24 protein-coding genes are annotated in these 23,076 nt (G+C 69.6%); 10 read left to right on the forward strand and 14 right to left on the reverse strand.

Annotated features, from left to right (window positions below; translation table 11 throughout):
• Positions 1 to 26: 26 nt before the first annotated feature.
• From AC1DJH_RS02175 to AC1DJH_RS02195, 5 genes are all read right to left on the reverse strand, one after another.
• Positions 27 to 1,019 (reverse strand): Bug family tripartite tricarboxylate transporter substrate binding protein, encoded by a 993-nt coding sequence (locus tag AC1DJH_RS02175; RefSeq protein WP_478184570.1) that lies wholly within the window; start codon positions 1,017 to 1,019, stop codon positions 27 to 29.
• A gap of 23 nt (positions 1,020 to 1,042) precedes the next feature.
• Positions 1,043 to 2,011: a Bug family tripartite tricarboxylate transporter substrate binding protein gene (locus tag AC1DJH_RS02180; protein ID WP_435483420.1), complete on the reverse strand. Its 969-nt coding sequence runs from the start codon at positions 2,009 to 2,011 to the stop codon at positions 1,043 to 1,045.
• A 20-nt stretch (positions 2,012 to 2,031) separates the two neighbouring features.
• On the reverse strand, positions 2,032 to 2,781 hold the full coding sequence (locus tag AC1DJH_RS02185; protein WP_478184571.1) for a DUF72 domain-containing protein: 750 nt from the start codon (positions 2,779 to 2,781) through the stop codon (positions 2,032 to 2,034).
• Positions 2,756 to 3,664, reverse strand: a complete 909-nt coding sequence (xerD, locus tag AC1DJH_RS02190; protein ID WP_472123181.1) for a site-specific tyrosine recombinase XerD — start codon at positions 3,662 to 3,664, stop codon at positions 2,756 to 2,758. Before xerD ends, AC1DJH_RS02185 begins: the two co-directional genes overlap by 26 nt.
• A gap of 66 nt (positions 3,665 to 3,730) precedes the next feature.
• Positions 3,731 to 4,705, reverse strand: coding sequence for a tripartite tricarboxylate transporter substrate binding protein BugE (locus AC1DJH_RS02195; protein ID WP_478184572.1), 975 nt, complete (start codon positions 4,703 to 4,705; stop codon positions 3,731 to 3,733).
• Positions 4,706 to 4,807: 102 nt separating this feature from the next.
• On the opposite strand from AC1DJH_RS02195, the gene AC1DJH_RS02200 reads away from it, so the two are divergent.
• Positions 4,808 to 5,725 (forward strand): AEC family transporter, encoded by a 918-nt coding sequence (locus tag AC1DJH_RS02200; protein ID WP_435483729.1) that lies wholly within the window; start codon positions 4,808 to 4,810, stop codon positions 5,723 to 5,725.
• Between the two features lie 4 nt (positions 5,726 to 5,729).
• On the opposite strand, the gene AC1DJH_RS02205 is transcribed toward AC1DJH_RS02200, so the two are convergent.
• The 3 genes from AC1DJH_RS02205 to AC1DJH_RS02215 form a co-directional block, all read right to left on the reverse strand.
• Positions 5,730 to 7,400, reverse strand: a complete 1,671-nt coding sequence (locus AC1DJH_RS02205) for an ABC-F family ATP-binding cassette domain-containing protein (RefSeq protein ID WP_478184573.1) — start codon at positions 7,398 to 7,400, stop codon at positions 5,730 to 5,732.
• Between the two features lie 184 nt (positions 7,401 to 7,584).
• Positions 7,585 to 8,337, reverse strand: coding sequence for a sulfite exporter TauE/SafE family protein (locus AC1DJH_RS02210; RefSeq protein WP_478184574.1), 753 nt, complete (start codon positions 8,335 to 8,337; stop codon positions 7,585 to 7,587).
• Positions 8,338 to 8,377: 40 nt separating this feature from the next.
• Positions 8,378 to 9,631 carry an MFS transporter gene (locus tag AC1DJH_RS02215; RefSeq protein ID WP_435435665.1) on the reverse strand — a complete coding sequence of 418 codons (1,254 nt, stop codon included), beginning with the start codon at positions 9,629 to 9,631 and terminating at the stop codon, positions 8,378 to 8,380.
• A gap of 89 nt (positions 9,632 to 9,720) precedes the next feature.
• Between AC1DJH_RS02215 and AC1DJH_RS02220 the strand changes: the two genes are divergently transcribed.
• The 4 genes from AC1DJH_RS02220 to AC1DJH_RS02235 all read left to right on the forward strand — a co-directional run bounded on the left by AC1DJH_RS02220 (position 9,721) and on the right by AC1DJH_RS02235 (position 13,025).
• Complete coding sequence (locus AC1DJH_RS02220; protein ID WP_478184575.1) at positions 9,721 to 10,647, forward strand: AraC family transcriptional regulator; 927 nt, start codon at positions 9,721 to 9,723, stop codon at positions 10,645 to 10,647.
• A 67-nt stretch (positions 10,648 to 10,714) separates the two neighbouring features.
• Positions 10,715 to 11,443, forward strand: coding sequence for a phosphatase PAP2 family protein (locus tag AC1DJH_RS02225; RefSeq protein WP_478184576.1), 729 nt, complete (start codon positions 10,715 to 10,717; stop codon positions 11,441 to 11,443).
• 131 nt (positions 11,444 to 11,574) lie between these two features.
• Positions 11,575 to 11,817: an acyl carrier protein gene (locus tag AC1DJH_RS02230; RefSeq protein ID WP_116908594.1), complete on the forward strand. Its 243-nt coding sequence runs from the start codon at positions 11,575 to 11,577 to the stop codon at positions 11,815 to 11,817.
• The gene (locus AC1DJH_RS02235; protein WP_478184577.1) at positions 11,814 to 13,025 is read left to right on the forward strand and encodes a beta-ketoacyl-[acyl-carrier-protein] synthase family protein; all 1,212 of its coding nucleotides are present in this window, start codon (positions 11,814 to 11,816) and stop codon (positions 13,023 to 13,025) included. Before AC1DJH_RS02230 ends, AC1DJH_RS02235 begins: the two co-directional genes overlap by 4 nt.
• Here AC1DJH_RS02235 and AC1DJH_RS02240 read toward each other — a convergent pair.
• Positions 13,022 to 13,930, reverse strand: a complete 909-nt coding sequence (locus AC1DJH_RS02240) for a LysR substrate-binding domain-containing protein (RefSeq protein ID WP_478184985.1) — start codon at positions 13,928 to 13,930, stop codon at positions 13,022 to 13,024. The two genes, AC1DJH_RS02235 and AC1DJH_RS02240, sit on opposite strands and share 4 nt — an antisense overlap.
• A gap of 149 nt (positions 13,931 to 14,079) precedes the next feature.
• Here AC1DJH_RS02240 and AC1DJH_RS02245 point away from each other — a divergent pair, with 149 nt between their 5' ends.
• From AC1DJH_RS02245 to AC1DJH_RS02260, 4 genes are all read left to right on the forward strand, one after another.
• Complete coding sequence (locus AC1DJH_RS02245) at positions 14,080 to 15,435, forward strand: M20/M25/M40 family metallo-hydrolase (RefSeq protein ID WP_478184578.1); 1,356 nt, start codon at positions 14,080 to 14,082, stop codon at positions 15,433 to 15,435.
• Between the two features lie 73 nt (positions 15,436 to 15,508).
• Positions 15,509 to 15,952 (forward strand): DUF2501 domain-containing protein, encoded by a 444-nt coding sequence (locus AC1DJH_RS02250; RefSeq protein ID WP_478184579.1) that lies wholly within the window; start codon positions 15,509 to 15,511, stop codon positions 15,950 to 15,952.
• Between the two features lie 85 nt (positions 15,953 to 16,037).
• Positions 16,038 to 17,753, forward strand: coding sequence for a SulP family inorganic anion transporter (locus AC1DJH_RS02255; RefSeq protein ID WP_478184580.1), 1,716 nt, complete (start codon positions 16,038 to 16,040; stop codon positions 17,751 to 17,753).
• Positions 17,754 to 17,776: 23 nt separating this feature from the next.
• A complete protein-coding gene (locus tag AC1DJH_RS02260) occupies positions 17,777 to 18,661 on the forward strand; it encodes a LysR substrate-binding domain-containing protein (protein ID WP_435483407.1) in 885 nt (294 codons plus the stop codon).
• A 51-nt stretch (positions 18,662 to 18,712) separates the two neighbouring features.
• Here the strand turns inward: AC1DJH_RS02260 and AC1DJH_RS02265 are convergent, their stop codons facing one another.
• A complete protein-coding gene (locus AC1DJH_RS02265) occupies positions 18,713 to 19,297 on the reverse strand; it encodes a DUF3299 domain-containing protein (RefSeq protein ID WP_478184581.1) in 585 nt (194 codons plus the stop codon).
• Positions 19,298 to 19,423: 126 nt separating this feature from the next.
• Between AC1DJH_RS02265 and AC1DJH_RS02270 the strand changes: the two genes are divergently transcribed.
• Positions 19,424 to 19,957 carry a DUF2306 domain-containing protein gene (locus AC1DJH_RS02270; RefSeq protein ID WP_478184582.1) on the forward strand — a complete coding sequence of 178 codons (534 nt, stop codon included), beginning with the start codon at positions 19,424 to 19,426 and terminating at the stop codon, positions 19,955 to 19,957.
• Here AC1DJH_RS02270 and arfB read toward each other — a convergent pair.
• From arfB to AC1DJH_RS02290, 4 genes are read right to left on the reverse strand one after another with little or no spacing between them, the layout of a single operon-like run.
• Positions 19,926 to 20,333 carry an alternative ribosome rescue aminoacyl-tRNA hydrolase ArfB gene (gene arfB / locus AC1DJH_RS02275; protein ID WP_435435654.1) on the reverse strand — a complete coding sequence of 136 codons (408 nt, stop codon included), beginning with the start codon at positions 20,331 to 20,333 and terminating at the stop codon, positions 19,926 to 19,928. The two genes, AC1DJH_RS02270 and arfB, sit on opposite strands and share 32 nt — an antisense overlap.
• Positions 20,334 to 20,358: 25 nt before the next feature.
• Complete coding sequence (locus tag AC1DJH_RS02280; RefSeq protein WP_478184583.1) at positions 20,359 to 21,543, reverse strand: acetyl-CoA C-acyltransferase family protein; 1,185 nt, start codon at positions 21,541 to 21,543, stop codon at positions 20,359 to 20,361.
• A 33-nt stretch (positions 21,544 to 21,576) separates the two neighbouring features.
• Positions 21,577 to 22,359 carry an enoyl-CoA hydratase/isomerase family protein gene (locus AC1DJH_RS02285; protein ID WP_478184584.1) on the reverse strand — a complete coding sequence of 261 codons (783 nt, stop codon included), beginning with the start codon at positions 22,357 to 22,359 and terminating at the stop codon, positions 21,577 to 21,579.
• Complete coding sequence (locus tag AC1DJH_RS02290; protein WP_478184585.1) at positions 22,356 to 23,075, reverse strand: TetR/AcrR family transcriptional regulator; 720 nt, start codon at positions 23,073 to 23,075, stop codon at positions 22,356 to 22,358. Before AC1DJH_RS02290 ends, AC1DJH_RS02285 begins: the two co-directional genes overlap by 4 nt.
• Position 23,076 lies beyond the last annotated feature (1 nt).

Below are 23,076 nucleotides of genomic sequence, written 5' to 3' on the forward strand. Positions count from 1 at the left end.
GCGCGGTCACTTTCGCATCAGCAGCCTCAGTCGGCCTTGATGCCCGCCGACTTGATGATGCGGCCGTTGCTCTCGAACTCGCTGGCGATCTCCTTGGCGAACGCTTGCGGCGTACCGCCGGTCGGCACGTTGTCGGTGGCCGTGAGCTTGGCGCGCAGCTCGGGGCTGGCCAGCGCCTTGTTGATCTCGGCGTTGTACTTCGCCACCAGCGCAGGGGGCGTGGCGGCCGGCGCGAACACGCCGAACACCGAGTTGATGTTGGCCGCCTTGTAGCCCAGTTCGGCCAGCGTGGGCACCGCGGGCAGGCTCTCCAGGCGCGCCGGCGCGCCCACGGCCAGCGGGCGCAGCTTGCCCGACTGGATGTGCGACGACAGCGTCGGGCTCGCGTTGGTCGACAAAATCTCAAACTGCCCGCCGATGGCGTCGTTGAGTTGCTGGCCGCCGCCCTTGTAGGGCACGTGCGTGATGTCCACGCCCGCCGCCGCATGCAGCTGCTCCAGCACGATGTGGCCCAGCGACGCCGGCCCCGACGTTGCCCAGCGCACCGCGCCCGGGTGCGCCTTGGCATCGTCGATCAGCGCCTTGAAGTCCTTCGCCTTGCTGGCTGGCGTGGCGATCAGCAGCACCGGCGAATACATCACGCTGGCCACCGGCGCCACGTCCTTCAGCGGATCGAAGGGCAGCTTGCCCAGGTGCGGGCTCAGCACCAGCGGGCTGATGGCCGAGAAGCCCAGCGTGGCGCCGTCGGGCGCGGCCTTGGCGACGGCGTCCATGCCGATGGCGCCGCTGGCGCCGGCGCGGTTGTCCACGATCACCGTGGTGCCCATCTGCGCGGCCAGCCGGTCGCCCAGTGCGCGCGCGACCACGTCGCTGACGCCGCCGGCCGGATACGCGACGATGAGCCGCACGGTCTTGGGAATGGCTTGGGCGTGGGCGCCGGAGGCAGCGACGAGCGCGGCGGCAGCCAGGAGTCGGGTCGCCGTGCGGCGCGAATGCTTCGAAGAGGCCAGGAAATTCATGTCTGTCGGTTACGTGGGTTGCATCAGTCCAGCTGCAGCTTGCGCTCCTTGATCAGCCTGGACCACTTCTCATTGTCCGCCTTGACGAAAGCCGCGAACTCGACCGGGCCGAGCGAATGCACCTCGGCGCCCGCCGCGGCGAACTTCGCCTTGATCTCCGGCTGCGCCAGCGCCTTGGCCAACTCGCTGGAGAGCTTGTCGACCACGTCCCTGGGCATGTTGGCCGGCCCCACCAAGCCCTGGAAGCCGACCGCCTCCATGCCCGCCAGCCCCAGCTCCTTCACGGTCGGCACGTCGGGCAGCTGCGGGTCGCGCACCGGACCGGTCACGGCCAGCGCCTTCAGCTTGCCGCCTTTCACCTGCGGCAGCAGCACGCTGCCCGCGTCGATGAGGATCTGCGTCTGCCCGCCCAGCAGGTCCTGCACCGCGGGCGCGCTGCCCTTGTACGGCACATGCGTCATGTCCAGGCCGGTGACCTGGTTCATCAGCTCGCCGTTCAGGTGGGTCGAGGTGCCGTTGCCGCCGGAGGCAAAGTTGACCTTGCCCGGCTGTCCCTTGGCCCAGGCCACGAACTCCTTGAGGTTCTTCGCCGGATGGTCGGGCCGCGTCACCGCGATGTAGCTGCCCTGGCTGATCTGGCCGATGTACGTGAACTGCCTGATCGGGTCGTACGGCGGCTTGCTCTGCAGGTAGGGCGCAATGGCGAACGGGCCCGTGTTGGCCAGCAGCAGCGTGTAGCCGTCGGCCGGCTGGCGCGTGAGCTCGGTCGCGGCAATCATGCCGCTGGCGCCCGGCTTGTAGTCGACCACCAGCTGCTGCTTGAGCGCCTCCTGCAGCGGCACCTGCACCGTGCGCGCCGCGAAGTCGATGCCGCCGCCGGGCGGATAGCCGACGATGAGGCGGATGGGCTTGGCGCTCGGGAACCCTTGTGCGACGGCAAGGCCGCTGGCGACGGCCAGCGAGAGGCCGGCGCAGAGTCGATTGAAGTTCATGTGGTGTCTCCTCTTGTTGATCATTGGTCTTGCAGCAGGCGCAGCAGCGTCAGCGCGTTGCCGACCGCCTCGCCGCCCGCCGTGTTGTCGAGCACGCACCAGCACTGCGCGCCCTCTTCCTTCGCGCGCCGCAGCCGCTGAGCGAGCCGCGCAAGCAGGCGGTCGTCGTAGGCCGACCAGTAGCGCCGCGGCGATCCGTGCAGCCGCAGGTAGACGAGGCCCGGCCAGCCACCGGGTGCCGCAGCCTCGTCGAACAGCACCGGGTCTGCCAATTGAAAGCCCGCGAGCAGGCCGTCGACCTGCGGCATGAACCAGCTGCGATGGCGCGGCTCCAGCACCACCGCGCCCGAATGCCTTTGCCGCAGCGCGGTGAAAAACCTGCGCGCCACGTCGGCATCGAACGCCAGGCTGGGCGGCAACTGCACGACCAGCGCACCCAACTTGTCGCCGAGCCCCTCGACCTGCGCGGCGAATTCTTCGAACGCAGGCATCGCATCGACCAGCCTGCATTCGTGTGTCACCGACTGCGGCAGCTTGACCGCGAAGCGAAACCCCGCGGGCGTGCTCGCGGCCCAGCGTTCATACGTCTCGCGCCGGTGCGGCCGGTAGAAAGACGTGTCGATCTCGACCGCGTCGAAACGCTGCGCGTAGCGCTCGAGGTGCGAGCCCTCGGCCGGAAACGCCGGCCACAGCGCGCGCGGCAGGCTCCAGCCGGCGCAGCCGATGCGCCAAGGTTCAGGAGAATCAGCCGCGCGGATGGTGCTTGGCATGCAACTGCTTCAGGCGCTCGCGCGCCACGTGCGTGTAGATGGTGGTGGTCGAGATGTCGGCATGCCCCAGCAGCAGTTGCACCGCGCGCAGGTCGACGCCGTGGTTCAGCAGGTGCGTGGCGAAGGCGTGGCGCAGCGTGTGCGGCGACAGCGGCACGTGGATGCCGGCGGTGGCCGCGTGCTTCTTCACGATCATCCAGAACATCACGCGCGTCATGCCGGCGCCGCGCGCGGTCACGAACAGGTCGGGCGTCTGCTGGCCGTCGAGGATGGCGGGGCGCGACTCGTCGATGTAGCGCTCGATCCAGCGCCGCGCCTCGCCGCCGAAGGGCACCAGCCGCTCCTTGTTGCCCTTGCCCAGCACGCGCAGCACGCCGTCGTTCAGGCTCATGTCGATGGCCTTGAGCGCCACCAGCTCGCTCACGCGCAGGCCGCTGGCGTACATCAGCTCCAGCATCGCGCGGTCGCGCAGGCCCAGCGGCGTCTCGACGTCGGGCGCGCCGAGCAGGTCGTCGACCTGCTTCTCCGACAGCGTCTTGATGGCGCGCGGCATCTGCCGCGCGGGCATGAGCCGGATGGTCGGGTCGGCCACCACGCGCCGCTCGCGCAGCGCCCAGCGGTAGTAGCGCTTGAACACCGTGAGCCGGCGGTTGGCCGAAGTGGCCTTGCCCTGGGTGGACAGGCGCGCGCCCATGTAGGCCTGCACGTCGGTCTCGCGCGCGGCAGTGAGCGCGGCGCCGTCGCGCTGCAGGCGCAGCCACTGCGCGAACAGCGCCAGGTCGCGCCGGTAGGCGGCCAGCGTGTTCTTCGACAACCCGTCCTCGAGCCAGAGGGCGTCGATGAAATCGTCGATGTCGGGTGTTTGCGTGGCGGCCTCGGTCATGCAATGCAAGATAACAAAAGAAAAAGCCGCCCGGCACGCGGGCGGCTTTGCGGTGCGCGAAAAACCTCAGTCGAGCTTGAGGTTCTGCTTTTTCACCACGTCCTTGTAGACCTCGTACTCGGCCTTGATCTGCGCGGAGAACTGTTCGGGCGAGTTGGCCACGATCAGCGAGCCGGTGTCCTCGATGCGCTTGCGCACCGCCGGCTCTTCCACGGCCTTCTTCACGCCCGCGCTGATCTTGTCGACCACTTCCTTCGGCAGGCCCTTGGGGCCGAGGATGCCGTAGTACGCCATGCGGTTCACCGGCTCCAGGCCCACTTCCTTGAAGGTCGGCACGTTGGGCAGCGCGGCCAGGCGCTGCGGTGCGGACACCACGATCGGGATCAGCCGGCCGCTGGTGATGAAGGGCATGGCCGAGGGAATGTTGTCGAACATGATCGGCACCTGGCCGGCCACCACGTCGTTCAGCGCCGGGCCCGCGCCGCGGTACGGAATGTGCGTGACGAAGGTGTTGGTCAGGCTCTTGTAGAGCTCCATCAGCAGGTGGCCGATGCCGCCCGTGCCCGACGACGCGTACGAGTACTTGCCGGGGTTCTTCTTCAGCTCGGCCACGAACTCGGCGTAGTTCTTGGCCGGGAAGTTCGGGTTCACCGCAATGATGTTGGGCGTGGCCGCGATGTTGATGATCGGCGTGAAGTCGTTGATCGGGTCGTACGGCGTCTTCGGATTGATGGCGGGGTTGGCCGCCGTGCTCGACACGGTGGCGATGCCCAGCTTGTAGCCATCGGGCGTGGCGCGCGCGGTTTCGGCCGCGCCCACGATGCCGCCGCCGCCGGCGCGGTTGATCACCACCACCGGCTGGCCGAGCACCTTGCCCAGCGGGTCGGAGATCACGCGCGCCACGATGTCCGTCGTGCCACCGGGTGCGAAGGGCACGCTCAGCTCGACGGGCTTGTTCGGGTAGCCCTGTGCAAAGCTCTGGCCCGCAAAAGCAACCAGTGCGGCGCCCCCCACCAGCGCGCTCCATTGACGACGTTGCATCGATAACTCCTTGGATTGTTTGATGTCGAAAAAACGAAGCCCGGATGCTAGCGTCCGAAAGGCGCTTTCCGTGCTGTGGAATACCCACGGTCTGTCCGGTTTATCCTCGAAGCGGTGAACTACGCGCAGCTGCTCTTCCCCGACTTCTCCCTCATCGCCATCGGCTGGCTCCTGTGCCGCTACACCGCGCTCGACCGCCGCGTGTGGGACCAGGTCGAGAGCCTGGTCTACTACTTTCTTTTTCCGGTGCTGCTGTTCCATTCGATCGTGCGCAGCCCGCTGGACTTCGGTGCCACGTCGAACCTGCTGACCGCCGGACTATGCATCGGCGCATGCGGCATCGCCATGGCCTACGCCCTGCCCTTCGTTCCGGGTATTCGCGCGCACATCGACCGGCGCGACCACGCGGCCAGCACGCAGGTCGCGTTCCGCTTCAACTCGTTCATCTGCCTGGCGCTGGCCGAGCGGCTGGCCGGGGGCGAAGGGCTGCTGCTGATCGCGGTGCTGATCGGCGTGTGCGTGCCCATCTTCAACATTGCGGCGGTGTGGCCGATGACGCGTCATGCGAATACCGGTTTCCTGCGGCAGCTGGTGCGCAACCCGCTGATCGTGGCGACCGTGGCCGGGCTGCTGGCCAACGTCCTGGGCCTGACCGTGCCGAGCTGGGCCACCCCGACACTCACGCGCATCGGCGCGGCGTCGCTGGCGCTGGGGCTGCTCGCGGCCGGCGCGGGCATGAAGTTCTCCACGCTGGGCACGGGCAAGGTGCTGGCGGTGTCGGTGCTGTCGATCCGCCATCTGTTCCTGCCGCTGGTCGCCTGGGGGCTGGTGCATGCGCTGCGGCTCGACGCGACGCAGGCGGTCGTGCTGATGGCCTTCTCCGCCGTGCCAACGGCATCGAGCGCCTATGTGCTGGCCGCGCGCATGGGCTACAACGGGCCGTACGTGGCGGGGCTGGTGACGCTGTCGACCCTGCTGGGCGTTCTGAGCCTGCCGTTCGCGCTGGCGTTGCCGCGATAGGCCCCTACCCCAGGTCGCTCAGCGCCCACCCGCCTGACTGCGCATCGAGCCTGTGCGTAAGACCCAGCGCCGACAGGAACCGCGAATCGTGCGACACCACCACGATCGCTCCAGGGAACCCGCGCAACGCCTGTTCGAGTGCCGACACCGAAGCGATGTCGAGGTGATTCGTCGGCTCGTCGAGCAACAGCATCTGCGCCGGTGCGCCGCTCCATAGGGCGCATGCCAACGCAGCCTTCAGGCGCTCGCCCCCACTGAGCTGTGCCACGGGCCGGCACACCGCGGCCGCGCCGAGCCCCAGCAGCGCCAGCCGGGTACGCAGTTCGGCTTCGGGCAAAAGCGAATGCAGGGCCTGCAACTGCTGCAAGACGGAGCGGCCCGAAGACAGCGCGTCGTCCGCGTCATGGCCCTGGTCCAGCCATGCGGAACGCAGCGGCGCTTCACACCTGCCGGCGCGTGGCTCGTCGCGGCCCGCGAGCATCCGCAGGAGGCTGGTCTTGCCGCAGCCATTGGCGCCTGTGACGCCGATGCGCACAGGGCCGTGCAGGCACAGGCTCGACGGCTGCGCATCGGCCGGCCACGCAGGCACTGCGTCTTCGAGCCACAGCACGCGGCGTCCCGCGGGAACAGACGAGGCCGGCAGCGCGAGCGCCACGGCGGGCGCGCCCGTCACATGGGCTGCGGCCTCGCGCACCGCGCTGTCGAGCGCGTCGCGGCTCTCGCGCTTGCGCTCGCTCTCTCGGCCTGCATGCGCCTGTGCGTTGTCCTTCAGGCGTCCCAGGTGCAGCCCGCCCAGGTTCGCTTCTCGCGCCCAGTTCGTGCCGCGTGCGGCACGGCGCTGCTGCGCATCGTGCTGCTTGTGCAGTTCGCGCAAGGCGCTCGCGCGCTCGGTGCGCGCATGGTCCAGCCGGGCTTGCGCGGCGGCTGCTTCGCGGTCCCGCCACGCGCTGTACGCGGTCCAGCCGCCGGTGCAACCGCGCAGGCGGCCGTGGGGCGTGATCTCGACGATGCGGTCCATGCCCTCGAGCAGTTCCCGGTCGTGGCTTGCGATCACGGCCACGCCCCGCCACGCGGCGAGCTGCTCGCTCAACCAGCGGCGCGCATCGGCGTCGAGGTGGTTGGTGGGCTCGTCGAGCAGCAAGCCGTCGGCGCCCGACAGGAAAGCGCCGACCAGCGCCACGCGCGTGCGTTCGCCGCCGCTCAGACCGTCGGACGGCCGCAGCGGTGCGAGCGCGAGTCCGGCGACTTGCAGCGCTGCGGTGAAGCGGGCCGGCAGATCCCATTGCCCCTCGGCGATATCGAAGTCCGACGGCGCACCGACGCCCGCCTCGATGCGCGCCAGCGCCGCCAGCGGCGGCCCGAGCCCGGCCAGATCGGCCACGCTGGCGTCCGGCGCCGGCGCGAGGTCCTGCGGCACATGCGCCAGCCGCGCTGGCCGCAGCACCGCGCCCGCGCTCGGCGCCATTCGGCCTGCCAGCAATTCGACGAGCCGCGTCTTGCCGGCGCCGTTGCGGCCCACGAGGCCGATGCGGCCGGACTGGAAAGTCTCGTCGATGTCGTCGAACAGCAGCCGCCCGTCGGGCAGCACAAGGCGCACGTGGCGCAGTGCGAAAGAGAAAGCAGAAGAAGCGCCCAGGCCTGCGGCCGGACGCGGAGCGTGTGTGCGATGAGCCATGCGCGGCCCTCCGATGAGTTCGTTGCGAGGCGATGCAAAGGCTTTGCATAGCGGCGAATCAGGGGAGGCTCAAAGGCGCATTTCGGGGGGACGCTCCGGATGGGGAAAAAGGCCGGCCAAGGCGACCGGTCCTGCACTTGGAAAGCACGCGGCCGGGAAGGTTCCCGGCCTGCCGCTCAGCCGCTCAACCGCGCTGCAACAGCGCCGGCACCGCCGACGCCAGCATCGCCACGCCGGACGCGGTCAGCAGGCCCAGCACCAGCTTGCGAAACATGGCCTCGCTGATGCCGACGTACAGCCGCGCGCCCAGCAGCACCGGCACCGCGACCGCCACGGCAACGAGCGCCAGCAGCGGCACGGTGGCGCGCGAGATGCTGCCGCTGGCCAGGTGGATCGCGAACGCCACCATCAGCATCGACAGGTTGAAGTTCTGGATGACGGCGCGCTGCGTATCGCGCTGGAAGCCGCGCAGCGTGCACCAGAGCGTGGGAATGGTCCCCGAGAACCCGCCGATGCCCGCCATGGCACCGCCGATGGCGCCGGCCACCCCGTCGGCCACGCGCCCGCCGAACGCCACCTTCGGCAGGTGCTGCGACATCAGCATGGCCGGGCACCACAGCACCAGCAGCACGCCGAGGCACAACTTGAAGACCACGAGGTCGAGGTGCGGCAGCAGCCAGACACCGAAGGGCACGCCGACCAGGCCGCCGAGCACGAAGGGCCACAGAATGCTTTTGTCCAAGGCCCGGCGCACGGTGACCGCGGCGATCACCTGCCCGGTCAGCGCCCCGAACAGCGCGAGCAAGGCGGCCAGTTGCGGCTCCAGCGTCCAGGCCCAGACCGACATGGCGACCAACCCGAACGCAAACCCAGACAGGCCCTGAACGAACCCCGCCAGCACCGCGCCGGCGATCACATAGACATACAAGGCTTGCATGCGGCCGATGATATCGGCGGCACTTCGGCTGAAAGCGGCGTCAGGCCGAGGCAGGTACGAACGCCGTGCGGCGCACGCGGCGCACGTTGAAGGCGCTCGCAATAAGCACGCCCTGCACCAGCGCCAGGCCGACGATCACGCTGGTGTACTGGCCGCTGTCCATCAGCCGGCCGAACACCAGCGGCGCCACGGCCTGGCCGATGTCGAGCCCCGCATACACCACGCCGTACACGCGGCCGGTGGCATTGGGCGGTGTCGATTTCTTCACCAGCAGGTCGCGCGAAGGCCCCGCGATGCCCGAGACGAAACCCATGGCGCCGAACAGCACGGGCACCACGACCGGCGGAAAGTCCGCAAAGGCCAACACCAGCGCCAGCGTCGCCGCAATGCCGAAGCCCGCGCCCACGATGCGTTCGCAACGCGACGGGTCCGAGGCCAGGAAGCCGCCGAACACCATGCCGACCGCGCTGGCCACCATGTAGACCGTGAGGCACATCGCCACCAGCGCCACCGGCACCGCATGCAAGTGGCCCGCGGCGACCGGCGCAAAGGTCTGCACCACGCTGATCACCGCGGCATAGAAGAAGAAGAAACCGAAGCACATCCACACGGCAGGAATGCGAAGAAAGTCGAACTCGCCGCCGGCCGGTGCAGCCGCGCCCTGCCCCGTGGCCTTGTGCACGGCGGCCGCGTCGAGCGACAGCACGCTGCGGTACACCCACAGCACCAGCAGCACCACCAGGGCCACGGCGCCTGCGGAGGCCAGCGCCACGCGCCACGAGTAGGCGATGGCGATCGGCACCACGAAGGCCGGGGCCAGCGCCCAGCCCAGGCTGCCGGTGATGCCGTGCACGCTGTAGGCATGGCCCAGCCGCGTGGGTGCGACCTTGCGGTTGAACAGCGTGTAGTCCACCGGATGGAACACGCCGTTGCCGATGCCGCCGACCACCGCGCTCAGCAGCAGCATCCAATAGCTCTGCGCCGCCGCGTAGCCGAAGGCCGCCAGGCCCAGCGCGCCCAGGCCCACGAACAGCACCGGGCGCGGACCCAGCTTGTCGACGATGAAACCGGACGCAGCCTGCACGATGCACGAGACCACGAAGAACACCGTGAGCACGGCGCCCAGCTCGACGTAGCTCACGTTGAACGCGTCCTTCAGCCAAGGAAACAGCGGCGCCAGGATGAGCTGGCTGAAGTGGCTGACCGCGTGGGCCAGGCCGACCAGGCCGATCAGCTTGGCGTCGGTGCGCAAGGTGGTGGGCGGGACGGCGGTCGAGGAGGTCGAAGAGGACATGGATTGCTACAAAAAACCGGGGCGGGCACCGATGCTATGCGGCGGTGGCACGGCAGAATGGCGATACAGCGACAACATTTGTCGAAACCATGCCAAGCGACGCACCCCCCTCCTTCGCGACCGCCAGAACCGCCCGACGCGCAGACACCGCGGACACCGCCGCACCGCCCCCCGCCCGGAGTGCGCGCGGCACGGTGGCCGCGCCCGCGCACAGCGTCGGGCCGCTCACGCCCCACCTCTACGCCCCCGACGCAGTGCGCCCGCTGCGCGCCAAGGAGCACTTCCTCACGGCCGACACGCGGGTCGAGCTGCACGAGCACCCGTGGCCGCAGCTCACCTTCTCCACCCGCGGCGTGATCCGCCTGAGCACGCAGGACGGCAGCTACATCGTGCCTCCCTCCCGCGCGCTGTGGGTGCCGGCCAACATGCCGCACAGCATCACGCTGATCGAAGACGCGGAGCTGCGCACCGTCTACCTGCACGCCTGGATCGCGCCGACCTGGGAGAAATGCGAGGTGCTCGAAATCAGCCCGCTGCTGCGCGCGCTGATGCTGGCGCTGGACACCACGCCCGACGGCCTGCCGCCGGCCGACCCGCATGCGCCGCAGCGCGAGCGCATGATCGCGCCGCTGCTGGTCGACGAGCTGGAACGCGCCACGCAGATCCGCATCGACGTGCCGCTGCCCACCGACAAGCGCCTGCGCCAACTGTGCGAGGCGCTGCTGCGCAACCCGGCCGACCGCGCCACGCTGGCCGAGCGCGCGGCCGGGATCGGCGCCAGCGAGCGCACCGTGGCGCGGCTGTTCCGCGACCAGCTCGGCATGAGCTGGCAGCAATGGCGCCAGCAGGCCGTGATGGCGCATGCGTTGCCGCTGCTGGCGCGCGGCATGGCCGTGAGCCAGGTGGCGGCCGCCAGCGGCTATGCCACCGACAGCGCCTTCTGCGCGATGTTCAAGGCAGCCACGGGCCGCTCGCCGACGTCGTTCCAGCATCGCAAGCGCCCTGCCGCCGCCTGAACCGGCGGGGCTTCGGGGGCGAGCCACGGCGGGCCGCCGCGCTCTGGCAAGATCGGCCACCGACACCATGCACTCACAGATCCCCCTGCACATGGCGCCCGACGCCGGACCACACGCGTGGACTGCCGACATCTGGCTGCGAATGCGCCGCCACTTCCTGCTGAAGGCGGTCGGTACCACGGTCTTCACGTGGCTTTTCTTCATCGGCTACTTCCACCTGCTGCGCAACCCGGCCTTTCCGGTCACGGTGATGCCGCTCACGGCGCTGGACCACCTGATCGCGTTCCAGCCCTACACGCTGGGCGCCTACCTGTCGCTCTGGCTGTACGTGGGCGTCGCGCCCGGCTTGCAGCTGACTTTCAGGGATCTGCTGGTCTACGGGCTGTGGATCAGCGGCCTGTGCCTCACGGGGCTGGGCATCTTCTACCTTTGGCCCACGCAGATCCCGCCGCTGCCCATCGATGCGTCGGGCTATCCCGGCTTCGCGATGCTGCAGGGTGTGGACGCAGCCGGCAACGCCTGTCCGTCGATGCATGTCGCGGTGGCGATCTTCACGGCCGTGCGCGTGCACGACGTGCTGCGCCGGGCCCGTACGCCTGCATTCCTGTACTGGATCAACTGGTTCTGGTTTGCCGCCATTGCCTACTCGACGCTGGCGGTCAAGCAGCACGTGGTGCTCGACGTGCTGGCCGGCGCGCTGCTGGGCATGGCGTTCGCCCTTCCCTCGCTGCGCTGGCGGCCGGGAAGACACGCGGACAAGCAGGCGACAAAGCGACAGCAAGGGGGATGTCCCTAGGGTGCGAGCGGATATCATCGGCAATCATTGATCACACTCACCACTGGCCGAACGAGGAAGGGATCGATTCAATGGCACGCCCTCCAGGGGCGGCAATCGATTCGGCGGCACATGACGACAGGCATCGCACGATGAGTTCGCTGAAGGAATTGCAGGACCTGATCCACGAGAAATACGGCATCGATCCGTCGAAGCTCGACCCGCATGCGTCGATGCGGGAAACCGGCGGACTCGATTCGCTGGCGCTCGCAGAATTTCTCTTCGCCATCGAAGACCATTTCGGCATCACCATGCCCGACGAAGACGCGAGCATCGACACCCTGGCCGAACTCGCGCAGCTGGTCGACAAGGTCCGGGCCGCGAAGACAGCGTGAACCACGCCGTCGCGGTCACCGGTCTGGGCGTCGTGGCGCCGCATGGCGACGAGCCCGGCGCGCTGTTCCAGGCGCTGATGCAGGGCCACTCGGCCATCCAACCCGTCTTTCCCGAATTGCCCAAGCCGGCCGCGGCCGCCACGGCGGCCTTCGACGAATCCCGCTGGTTCACCAAGCTGCAGCTGGCAGGCGTCGACCGCGTGAGCCAGTTGGCCGTGGCCGCCGCCGACCTGGCGATGCGCGACGCGGGCCTGGCGGCCGGCGACGCCGACCCCGAACGCATCGGCGTCTTCTCCGGCTGCGGCATGGGCGGCGCGGCGGCGCTCGAAGCGGCCTACCGCGGCAACGGCCGCGTGTCGCCGCTGACCATTCCAGCCTTCATGCCCAACGCGCCGGCCGCCCACGTGGCCATGCGCCAGGGCGTGCAAGGGCCGGTGCTCACCTATTCCGTGGCCTGCGCCTCGTCGTCCGCCGCCATCGCCGAAGCGGCCAAGGCCGTGCAGCGCGGCGAGGTCGACATCGCCATTGCCGGCGGCAGCGAAGCGCTGATCGTGCCCGGCGTGGTCGTGGCCTGGCAGGCCATGCAGACGCTGGCCACTTTCCCGCCCGGCGAAGCAGCCGGCGCGGTGCGCCCATTCGCCACCGACCGCAGCGGCTTCGCCCTGGGCGAAGGCGCGGCCTTCCTGATTCTCGAATCGGCCGAACGCGCCCGTGCGCGCGGCGCCCGCAGCTACGCCACGCTGGCCGGCTGGGGCCTGAGCAGCGACGCCACCCACCTCACCAAGCCCGACGCCCCGGGCCAGGCACGCGCCCTGCGCGCGGCCCTGCGCCAGGCCGGCCTGCAGCCGCGCGACGTGGGCTACTGCAACGCGCACGGCACGGCCACGCGCATCGGCGACGTGGTCGAGCGCAATGCGCTGGCGGACGTGTGGGGCGACGACCTCGGCGCGCTGCGCGTGAGCTCGACCAAGGCCTTGCATGGCCACCTGCTGGGCGCGGCCGGCGCCATCGAGGCGGTCATCACCGTGCTGGCGCTGCACCAGCGGCAATTGCCGCCGAACGCGCACTGCTCGGAGATCGACCCGGCGTGCCAGCTGAACCTCGTGGCGCCCGGCGACACCGCGGCACCGTCGCTCGAGGCCGCCATCAGCAACTCGTTCGCCTTCGGCGGCACGAACTCCGTGCTGCTGTTCCGCCGGCCGGACTAAGCCGCCTGCGCTTGCGGCTCGGCCGCCGTCGCCCGAAGCCACGCCACGAAGGCGCCGATCAACGGATCGTCGGTGCGGCTCGGCGCCACGAACACGCTGTAGCCCCGGCTCGACGGCGCCCGGTGCGGGCAGGCGAGCACCAGTTCGCCGGAACGCAGTTCGCGCTCGACGAAATACGCGGGCACCAGCCCCACGCCCAGGTCGGCGCGCACCGCGGCAATCAGCGTGGAAAACAGGTCGAAGCGGTGCCCCGCCACCAGGCTGTCCGGCGCCTGCGCGTGCGCCGTCTGGGCAAACCACTCTTCCCAGGCGCCCATGCGGGTGCGCAGTTGCAGCAGCGGCGCGGCACGGAAGTCGCCCCGCGCCATGGCGGGGCGCCCCTTCGCCTGCGGCGAGCACACCGCCACGCATGACTCGCCCATCAAGGGCAGCGCGTTCGCACCGGGCCACACCGCGTCGTCGTACTGCAAGCCCACGTCGAACGGCATGTCTTCCATGTAGAGATGCGTCGGAAACACCTGCAGGTGCAGGCTGCAGCCCGGGTGCTGCGCGATGAATGCCGGCAGCCGCGGCATGAGCCAGCCCTCGGCCAGCACCGGTACCGCACCCACCAGCAGGCGCAGGCCGTCGGTGCGCTGCGCCATGGCCTCGAGCGTGTGGTTCTGCAGGCGGAGCAGGTCGCCCGACACCTGCCCGTGGTAGCGCCGCCCCGCCTCGGTGAGTTCGGTGCCGCGCGCGGTGCGCTGCACCAGCCGCACGCCGATCTGGCTCTCCAGCAGCCGCAACTGCTGGCTTACCGCGCTGTGCGTAAGGCACAGTTCCTCCGCGGCCTTGCCCACGCCATGATGGCGGGCCACCGCGTCGAAGATCAGCAGCGCGCGGGTGCTGGGAATGTGGCGGCGCATGGTGGCCATGAAGATCGGCTCGTTAGAAAAACTGACAACGCCGAAGATTAAACCAGAGCAGGCGCTTAGCACAGCCGCAAGAATTGCTGACGACACCGCGTCGTCGGCGCGTTCCTTTCCGCTTCACTACCCAAGGAATCTTGCTCACCATGTCCCGCCCAGCGTCTCTTCGCCTCGCTCCGATCGTGCTCGCCCTGGCATCCGCCGCCGCCGGCCTCGCCCATGCCCAGACCGGTTCGGTCGCGGCTACGCCCACGCAGGTGCGCCCCGACGTCGACAAGGCCTACACGCAGCTGATGGCGTCCCCCGCCATCCAGAAGCTGCTGGACGCTGTGAAGGCCGACCACGAGCGCTCGGTCGAAGACCTGAAGATGCTCACCGAGATCGAGGCTCCGCCGTTCAAGGAACAGAAGCGCGCCGAAGCCTTCCTCGCGCGCATGAAGGCGCTCGGCCTCGCCGACGCGAAGATCGACGCCGAAGGCAACGTGGTCGGGCTGCGCAAGGGCACGGGCAACGGGCCCAAGCTGCTCATCTCGGCCCACCTCGACACCGTGTTCCCCGCCGGCACCGACGTGAAGGTGAAGGAGCGCGACGGCAAGCTCTACGCGCCGGGCATCTCCGACGACACGCGCGGCCTGTCGGTGCTGCTGTCGTGGCTCAAGGTGCTGAACGACAACAAGGTGCAGACCGTGGGCGACCTGCTGTTCGTGGGCAACGTGGGCGAGGAAGAGCTGGGCAACCTGCGCGGCATCAAGGCCGTGTTTCGCGACAACCTGGACATCGACGGCATGGTCGGCCTGGAGCCTGCGCCCGAAGGCACGGTGCTGATGCTGGGCACGGGCAGCCACCGCTACGAAGTGACCTTCAAGGGCCCGGGCGGCCACAGCTTCGGTGCGTTCGGCCAGGTGCCCAGCGCCATCCACGGCATGGGCCGCGCCATCGCCAAGATCGCCGACGTGCGCACGCCGACGTTTCCCAAGACCACCTTCACGGTGGGCACGGTGGGCGGTGGCACCTCGGTGAACACCATCGCGCCGGATGCCCGCATGGCGGTGGACATCCGCTCCGACGAAATGGCGCCGCTGCTGGAAACCGAGAAGAAGATCCTGGCCGCCATCGACGAAGCGGTGGTGGAAGAAAACAAGCGCTGGAACGTGAACACGCTCAGCGTGAGCACCAGGCTCATCGGCGACCGCCCGGGCGGCCGCACGCAGTCGGACACGGTAATCGTCGAGGCCGCCACGCGCTCGAACGCGGCCTTCGGCCACAAGACGCTGCTGACGGGTGCCAGCACCGACGCCAACGTGCCGATGTCGCTGGGCATCCCGGCCATCATCATCGGCGGCGGCGGCAAGACCGGCGGCTTCCACGCGCTCTCGGAGTGGATCGACGTGACCGACGGCTGGAAGGGTGCGCAGAACTCGCTGGTGACGGTGCTGGGGCTGGTCGGCGTGCAGGGCACGAGCACGCCGCTGCTCGAAAAGCGCCCGCCGCGCACGAAGTAATCGGCGTGCCGCGGGGGCCAGAGTCCCGGGCACTCTCCGTTATGCTGGTGGCCGCTTCCAAAGGAGACCCACCATGCATGCTCGCTCCACCGTCATCGCCCTGGCCCTGCTTGCGGCAGGCGCCTCGGCGCAGGCCAACAAGCTGCTCGACCAGCTGAAGGAAAAAGCCGGCGAGGCGGCCAGCGCCAGTTCGCAAGGCGGCTCCGCCGGCGGTTCATCACTCGGCAACCTCGGCTTCAAGATGCCGGCCATCGGCTCCAGCACCATGGGCAATGCGGCCGGGGTGCTGCAGTACTGCGTGAAGAACAACTACCTGGGTGGCGATGCGGCCTCGGTCAAGGACAAGCTGCTGGCCAAGATCACCGGCCAGAAGCCGCAGGAGACGGGCTTCGCCAGCGGCGCCAAGGGATTGTTGAAGGGCGGCGACGGCCAGACGCTGAACTTCAAGATCCTGTCGTCGAAGGTCAAGACCAAGGCCTGCGACTACGTGCTGAAGAACGCGACCTCGCTGATCTGATTCCGCCCCTGCCTTTGGCATCGCTCCCGCGCGTCGCACCGCGCATGTGCCTGTGTGTTTCTTCTCCGTGCGCCCGCAAACGTTCATGACCCCGGCTGCCCCCTCCTCCTCCCTTCGCCAGCGCCTCGCGCGCTGGGTTCCCTGTCTCGCCTGGCCGCGCCCTTCCGCCGCGCTGCTGCGCAACGAGGCCATGGCCGGCATCACCGTGGCGCTGATGGTCATTCCGCAAGGCGTGGCCTACGCCGCGCTGGCCGGCATGCCGCTGGTGACGGGCGTGTACGCGGCGCTGTTCCCGGCGCTCATCGCGGTGATGTTCAGCTCGTCGCAGCGCCTGTCGGTCGGGCCCACGGCGCTCACCAGCCTGCTGGTCGGCGCCTCGCTCGCGCCGCTGGCGGTGGCAGGCAGCGCCGAATGGGTGGCGATGGCGGTGTGGCTCACGCTGATGTCCGGCGCCATCCAGATCGTGCTGGGCGCGGGTCGGTTCGGCTGGCTGCTGAGGCTGGTCAACTCGCCGGTGCTCATCGGCTTCACGCAGGGTGCGGCGGTGCTCATCGCCGTCTCGCAACTGCCCGCGCTGCTGGGCTTCACGGGGCGCACCATCCCGCAGGTGCTGCAGGGCGGCCCGTTGCCCGACCTGGTGGCCATCGCGTTCGGCCTGGGCAGCGTTGCGGTGCTGTGGCTGGGCAAGCGCCTGCTGCCGCGCTTTCCGACCACCATGGCGCTGGTCGCCGGTGCGGCCGCGATCAGCTGGGCGGTCGACTACGCCCTGCGCGGTGGCGCGGTGGTGGGCAGCCTGCCTTCGGGCCTGCCCTCGCTGTACTGGCCCGGCCTGCTGCCGCTGGGCACCTTCAGTGCGCTGGTGCTGCCGGCGCTGATGATCACGCTGGTGAGCTTTCTGGAAACTGCCTCCAGCGCCAAGGTCGACAACGCGCGCGCCGGCACGCTGTGGAACGAAAACCAGGACCTGATCGGCCAGGGCCTGGCCAAGCTGGCCTCGGGTTTCACGGGCGCCTTTCCCACCAGTTCGTCGTTCTCGCGCTCGGCCATCACGCTCTATGCGGGCGCGCAGACCGGCTGGGCCACGCTCTTCAGCGTGGTGGTGGTGGCCGGTGCGCTGCTGTGGCTGATGCCGCTGCTGTACCACGTGCCGCAGGCGGTGCTGGCGGCGGTGGTGGTCACGGCCATCCTGGGGCTGGTGAAGCCCGCGAGCTTCAAGGCGCTGTGGCGCGTGTCGCGCATCGAGGCGGGCATTGCCTTCGGCACTTTCGTGCTGACCATCGCCACCGCGCCGAGCATCTACTGGGGCGTGCTGGGCGGCCTGCTGGCCAGCATGGCGCACTACATGTACCGCCACCTGCACCCGCGCATCATCGAAGTGGGCCTGCACCCCGACGGCAGCCTGCGCGACCGCCACCTGTGGAAGCTGCCGCCGCTGGCGCCGCACCTGTACGCGCTGCGCATGGACGCGGAACTCGACTTCGCCTCGGCCTCCACGCTGGAGCGCGCGCTCACCGTGGCGCTGGCCGAGCAGCCGGAGCTCACCGACGTGTGCCTGTTCGCGCAACCCATCAACCGCATCGACATCACCGGCGCCGAGGTGTTCGGCTCGATCCGCCGGATGATGGAGTCCAAAGGCGTGCGCCTGCACCTGAGCGGCCTGAAGCTGCCCGCCATGCAGGTGCTGGAACGCGCCGGCCTGCTCGCGCCGGGGCCCATGCTCTTCAGCTACCGCACCGACGGCGAGGCGCTCGCGGCGCTGATGCCGCGCATCGACGTGACGGCGGCACGAGCCACGCACTGAACGACGCCGGACCGCGTGCGCCCATGAAGACCACCATCGAAGAACTGGTTGCCTTCCGCACGGTGGTGGACGCGGGCTCGATCACGGCCGCGGCCGACCAGCTCGCGCAAACTGTCTCGGGCATCAGCCGCGCGCTGAGCCGGCTCGAACAGAAGCTGGACACCACGCTGCTGCGCCGCACCACGCGCCGGCTCGAACTCACCGAGGAAGGCGCGGCCTTCCTGCAGCGCACGCGCGCCATCCTCGATGCCATCGACGACGCCGAAGAGCAGATGGCCGCGCGCCGCCAGCAACCCGCGGGGCGGCTGCGCGTGAACGCGGCCTCGCCCTTCATGCTGCACGCCATCGTGCCGCTGGTGCCGGAGTTTCGAAGGCTCTACCCGCAGATCAGCCTGGAACTAGACACCGACGACCTGCCCATCGACCTGCTGGAGCGGCGCACCGACATCGCCATTCGCATCGGGCCGCTGCGCGACTCCACGCTGCATGCGCGCCCGCTCGGCACGCACCGTCTGCGCGTGCTCGCGAGCCCCGCCTACCTGGAGGCGCACGGCAAGCCGCGCAAGGTGGCCGAACTGGCCGGGCATGCGTTGCTGGGCTTCACCCAGCCCGAGTCGCTCAACCGCTGGCCGCTGCGCGGCGTGCACGGCGACGAGTGGAACATCACGCCCACGGTGGCCGCGTCGAGCGGCGAAACGCTGCGCCAGCTGGCGCTGGCCGGCGTGGGCATCGCGTGCCTGTCGGACTTCATGACGGGCGCAGACCGTGCGAGCGGCGCGCTGGTGCAGGTGCTGGCCAAGGACACGGCGGACGTGCGCCAGGCCGTCAACGCGGTGTACTACCGCAACACGCAGCTGTCGGCGCGCATCACGTCGTTCCTCGATTTCTTGTCGCAGCGCATGACCTGAGGGGTGCGCCCCACGGGCCTGCCCCCTGCACTGCTGCGGCCACTGCTGCGGCTACTGCGGCTGCTTCGGCGTGAAGCGCTCGACCGCGGCCGACGCGATCTCGTAGCCGCTCACGCCCATGTCCGCCGACGCGTAGCGCGCCGCCTTCAGCGTGCCGCTCACGTACACCGTGTCCATGGCGTGCAGCCCCTTGACGGGCGCGGGCGCGATCACATGCACGATCTGGTTGGCGGGCGGCGGCGGCGTGTGGATGCAGGCGCCGAAGTACGGCACGAGCAGAAATTCGCGAATCCCGTCCTGCGAGGCGTCCAGCGGCACCACGAAGCCCGAGAGCCTGGCGGCCCTGCCGTCGAGCGCCACGTTGACCGGCGCGTTGTCCCAGACGGCACGCATTTCGTCGAGCAGCTGGATCGCCCGCGGGTCGTTGTCGCGCAGCGCCTCGAGGCTGATGTTGCGGTAGCGCTTGGTGGGGTCCCAGCTCTTGGGAACCAGCTCTTCCCACTTGAGCTCGGCGGCGGCGCCGGTGGCAACGTTGCTTGCGCCCTGCGCCGCCCCCGGGCCGCAGCCGGCCAGCAGCGCCGCGACCGGTGACAGAAGAAGCGCGGACAGCACCACGGGGTGGAAAAACCTTCTCATGACTGCGATTGTGCTTGCGCGGCGTGTCAGTCCCGTAAAGCAGGGTCTTGGCACTCATTTCCTCCCAGATCACACAAATTCGTTGCAAAACGCCAAAATTCCGCATCACGACACGAGGAGATCCGCATGGCACCCACTGGATGGCTGGGACTCACGTCCCTCGGCACGGTTCACACGGCGATCAGTCTGGTCGCCGTCGTCGCAGGGCTCTGGTCCCTGTTCCGCGACAAGGAGATCACGTTGCGCACCGGCCTGGGACAGGTCTTCGTGTGGACCACCGTGCTCACCTGCCTCACCGGCTTCGGCATCTTCCAGCATGGGGGCTTCGGCAAGCCGCATGCGCTGGGCATCCTGACGCTGGTGGCGCTGGCGGTGGGCGCCATGGCAGGGCGCGGCATGCTCTTCGGGCGCCGTGCGCGCCATGTCGAGGCCGCGGCCTACTCGGCCAGCTTTCTCTTCCACTGGATCCCGGCCTTCACCGAGACGCTGACGCGCCTGCCGCTGGGCGCGCCGCTGCTGTCGAGCCCCGAGGCGCCCGAGCTGAAGGCCATCACCGGCGTGCTGTTCCTGCTGTACCTGGCCGGCGTCTGGCTGCAGATCCGGCGGCTGCGCGGTGGCGCCGCCGGGCTCAGTCCTGCACCCGCCCGCGCAGGTTCTTGATCTGCGAGCGCTGGCTCTTGCCCTCGAGCCGGCGCTGCTTCGAACCATAGGTCGGCTTGGTGGCGCGCCGCACGCGCGGCGGCGTGGCCACGGTGTCGACCACCGCCTGAAGGCGCGCGAGTGCGTCGGCACGGTTCATTTCCTGGGTGCGATGCTGCTGGGCCTTGAGCACCAGCACGCCCTCCTGCGTGATGCGGCTGTCGCGCAGGGCGAGCAGCCTTTCCTTGACGTCGGGGGGCAGCGAGCTGGCGGGGATGTCGTAGCGCAGGTGCACCGCGCTCGACACCTTGTTCACGTTCTGCCCGCCCGCCCCCTGCGCCCGGATGGCGCTGATCTCGACTTCGTCGGGATCGATCAGCAGAGGTGGGCGCAGCATGCCGGCAAGTGTGCCCTGAACGCGCTCAGACGCGCTCGAAGACGGCGGCAATGCCCTGGCCGCCGCCGATGCACATGGTGACCAGCGCGTAGCGCCCACCCGTGCGGTGCAGTTCCGCAATGGCCTTTGTCGTGATGATCGCGCCCGTCGCGCCCACCGGATGGCCCAGCGAAATGCCCGAGCCGTTGGGGTTCACCTTGGCCGGGTCGAAGCCCAGTTCCTTGATGACCGCGCAGGCCTGCGCCGCGAAGGCCTCGTTCGACTCGATCACGTCGAAGTCGCTCACCTTCAGGCCTGTGCGCTCCAGCACCTTGCGCGTGGCCGGCACCGGCCCGATGCCCATGTAGGCCGGTTCGACGCCGGCGTGTGCGTAGCCCACCAGGCGCGCCAGCGGCTTCAGGCCCAGCGCCTTCACGCGGCCGCCTTCGGCCAGCACCACGGCGGCGGCGCCGTCGTTGATGCCCGAGGCATTGCCGGCCGTCACGAGGCCGTCCTTCTTGAACGCGGGCTTCATCTTGGCGAGCGTGTCGACGGTGGTGTCGGCGCGCACGTGCTCGTCGGTGTCGAACAGCACCACGCCCTTGCGCGTCTTCACTTCGACCGGAACGATCTGTTCCTTGAAGCGGCCCGCCGCAATGGCGGCTGCGGCGCGCTGCTGGCTGGTGGCGGCCAGTTCGTCCATCTGCTCGCGCGAAATGCCGTAGCGCGCGGCCACGTTTTCGGCCGTGATGCCCATGTGGATCTTCTCCCACGGGTCGTGCAGGATGCCCAGCATGTAGTCGACCAGCACCGCGTCGCCCATGCGCGCGCCGTAGCGGGCCGAGGTGTCGAAGTACGGGCCGCGGCTCATCGATTCCGAACCGCCGCCGATGGCGATGTCGCAGTCGCCCAGCGCAATGGCCTGCGCCGCAGACACGATGGCCTGCAGGCCCGAGCCGCACAGGCGGTTCACGTTGAAGGCCGGCGTCTCGATGGGGCAGCCCGCGTCGATGGCGGCCACGCGGCTCAGGTAGGCGTCCTTCACGTCGGTGGGAATCACGTTGCCCATGACCACGTGGCCGATGGCGTCCGCCGCCACGCCGCTGCGCTCGATGGCGGCCTTCACGGCGGTGGTGGCCAGCTGGGTGTTGGGCACGTCCTTCAGCGCGCCGCCAAAGGTGCCGATGGCGGTGCGGGCGGTGCCGACCACGAAGATGTCGCGTAGGGTCATGTCAGGATCTCCTGGGTTTGGGTGAACACGGATTCAGCGGCCGGTGAACACGGCCGGCTTCTTGTCGAAAAAGGCGTTCAGGCCGCTGCGGAAGTCGTCGGTGGCGGCGCAGACCTGGAAGGCGGCCGATTCGGCGTCGAGCTGGCCCGCCAGGTCGCGCCCGAGCGAGCCGCGCATCAGGCGGCGCAGGTGGCCCAGCGCCACGGTCGGCCCCTGGGCCAGCCGGTGCGCGAGCGCCAGCGCTTCGGCCTCGAGCTCGGCGGCGGGCACCACGCGGTTGACGAGGCCCATGCGCTCGGCGGCGGCCGCGTCGTAGGTGTCGCCGAGCATCGCGATCTCCAGCGCGCGGCGCATGCCCACCAGCCGCGGCAGCGCCCACGAGGCGCCCACGTCGCAGCTGGTGCCGAGGTTCACGTACGCGAGGTTGAAGCGCGTGCCCTCGGCCGCGAGCACGAAGTCGGCCTGCAGCATCAGGCTCAGGCCCGCGCCGGCCGCCACGCCGTGCACCTGCGCGACCAGCGGTGCGTCCATCGCGTCGAGCACGGTCAACGCCTCGTGCAGCGGGCCGATCAGGTCGGCGGCGCCCTGTTGCGGGTCGGCGCTCAGCACGGCCAGGTCGCCGCCTGCCATGAAGCCCTTGCCCGCCCCGCTCATGAGCACGGCGCGCACGCCCTTGTCGGCGGCCAGTTCGCGCACGGCGGCAAGAAAGGCGTTGGCCATCGGCACGTCGATCGCATTGAGCGCGCCCGGCCGGTTGAAGCGAATGGTGGCCACCGCGCCGTCGCGGGCCAGCAGCAGAGGTGCATCTGTCGTCATGCGGTCTTTCCTTTTTTCATGGCGGGCTTGCGCGGCGCGCGAGCGGTGGCGGGGGCAGCGGGAACAGGGCGCTGCAGCACGCCGTTGAGCAGCAGTTCGATGCCCTGGTCCGCGATCTGGTCGGGCGTGAGGTCGCCGTCGGGGCGGTACCAGCGGCCGATCCAGCTCAGCGCGCCGGCCAGCATGAAGGCCGCCATCTTCGGGTCGCACGGCGCGAGCGAGCCTTCGGCCACGCCGTCCTCGATCAGACGGCGGAACTGGCCGTCGATGCCGGCCTTGAGATGGCGCAGCTCCTTCTTCAGCGGCGCGGGCAACGGGTCTTCGCCGATGCGGATCACGCACATGCCGAAATCCTGCATGACCACGCCGGAGTAGATGCGCATGCAGGCCTTGAGCTGCTCGATGGCGCTGCCCCCCGCGGCGCGCACCTCGCCGATGCCGGCATGCATGAGGTCGAGTGCGGTCTTCACGCACTCGAGCAGGATCTGGTCCTTGCTTTCGACGTAGTAGTACAGCGTGGGCTTGCTGACGTTCAGCCGCTCGGCAATGTCGTCCAGCGAGGTGGCGTGGAAGCCGCGCTCGTTGAAGAGTTGGGCCGCGGTCTGCAGCACGGCCTGGCGCTTGACCTCGCGCTGGCGCGCGCGCTTGCCCGCGGGCTCCCAGGGAGAAGGAGACGGCGGAACAGGAACGGACGGAGGGGAAACGGAACGGGCCATC

This window comes from Variovorax sp. 10N412 (assembly GCF_056394985.1).

Coding starts and splice junctions, on each gene's coding strand:
- AC1DJH_RS02230 (WP_116908594.1), top strand. CDS start 11,575: ATGAGTTCGCTGAAGGAATTGCAGGACCTGATCCACGAGAAATACGGC.
- AC1DJH_RS02255 (WP_478184580.1), top strand. CDS start 16,038: ATGACCCCGGCTGCCCCCTCCTCCTCCCTTCGCCAGCGCCTCGCGCGC.
- xerD (WP_472123181.1), bottom strand. CDS start 3,664: ATGACCGAGGCCGCCACGCAAACACCCGACATCGACGATTTCATCGAC.
- AC1DJH_RS02265 (WP_478184581.1), bottom strand. CDS start 19,297: ATGAGAAGGTTTTTCCACCCCGTGGTGCTGTCCGCGCTTCTTCTGTCA.
- AC1DJH_RS02225 (WP_478184576.1), top strand. CDS start 10,715: ATGCACTCACAGATCCCCCTGCACATGGCGCCCGACGCCGGACCACAC.
- AC1DJH_RS02215 (WP_435435665.1), bottom strand. CDS start 9,631: ATGTCCTCTTCGACCTCCTCGACCGCCGTCCCGCCCACCACCTTGCGC.
- AC1DJH_RS02180 (WP_435483420.1), bottom strand. CDS start 2,011: ATGAACTTCAATCGACTCTGCGCCGGCCTCTCGCTGGCCGTCGCCAGC.
- AC1DJH_RS02285 (WP_478184584.1), bottom strand. CDS start 22,359: ATGACGACAGATGCACCTCTGCTGCTGGCCCGCGACGGCGCGGTGGCC.
- AC1DJH_RS02240 (WP_478184985.1), bottom strand. CDS start 13,930: ATGCGCCGCCACATTCCCAGCACCCGCGCGCTGCTGATCTTCGACGCG.
- AC1DJH_RS02175 (WP_478184570.1), bottom strand. CDS start 1,019: ATGAATTTCCTGGCCTCTTCGAAGCATTCGCGCCGCACGGCGACCCGA.
- AC1DJH_RS02185 (WP_478184571.1), bottom strand. CDS start 2,781: ATGCCAAGCACCATCCGCGCGGCTGATTCTCCTGAACCTTGGCGCATC.
- AC1DJH_RS02220 (WP_478184575.1), top strand. CDS start 9,721: ATGCCAAGCGACGCACCCCCCTCCTTCGCGACCGCCAGAACCGCCCGA.
- AC1DJH_RS02210 (WP_478184574.1), bottom strand. CDS start 8,337: ATGCAAGCCTTGTATGTCTATGTGATCGCCGGCGCGGTGCTGGCGGGG.
- AC1DJH_RS02260 (WP_435483407.1), top strand. CDS start 17,777: ATGAAGACCACCATCGAAGAACTGGTTGCCTTCCGCACGGTGGTGGAC.
- AC1DJH_RS02280 (WP_478184583.1), bottom strand. CDS start 21,543: ATGACCCTACGCGACATCTTCGTGGTCGGCACCGCCCGCACCGCCATC.
- AC1DJH_RS02245 (WP_478184578.1), top strand. CDS start 14,080: ATGTCCCGCCCAGCGTCTCTTCGCCTCGCTCCGATCGTGCTCGCCCTG.
- AC1DJH_RS02270 (WP_478184582.1), top strand. CDS start 19,424: ATGGCACCCACTGGATGGCTGGGACTCACGTCCCTCGGCACGGTTCAC.
- arfB (WP_435435654.1), bottom strand. CDS start 20,333: ATGCTGCGCCCACCTCTGCTGATCGATCCCGACGAAGTCGAGATCAGC.
- AC1DJH_RS02195 (WP_478184572.1), bottom strand. CDS start 4,705: ATGCAACGTCGTCAATGGAGCGCGCTGGTGGGGGGCGCCGCACTGGTT.
- AC1DJH_RS02205 (WP_478184573.1), bottom strand. CDS start 7,400: ATGGCTCATCGCACACACGCTCCGCGTCCGGCCGCAGGCCTGGGCGCT.
- AC1DJH_RS02250 (WP_478184579.1), top strand. CDS start 15,509: ATGCATGCTCGCTCCACCGTCATCGCCCTGGCCCTGCTTGCGGCAGGC.
- AC1DJH_RS02290 (WP_478184585.1), bottom strand. CDS start 23,075: ATGGCCCGTTCCGTTTCCCCTCCGTCCGTTCCTGTTCCGCCGTCTCCT.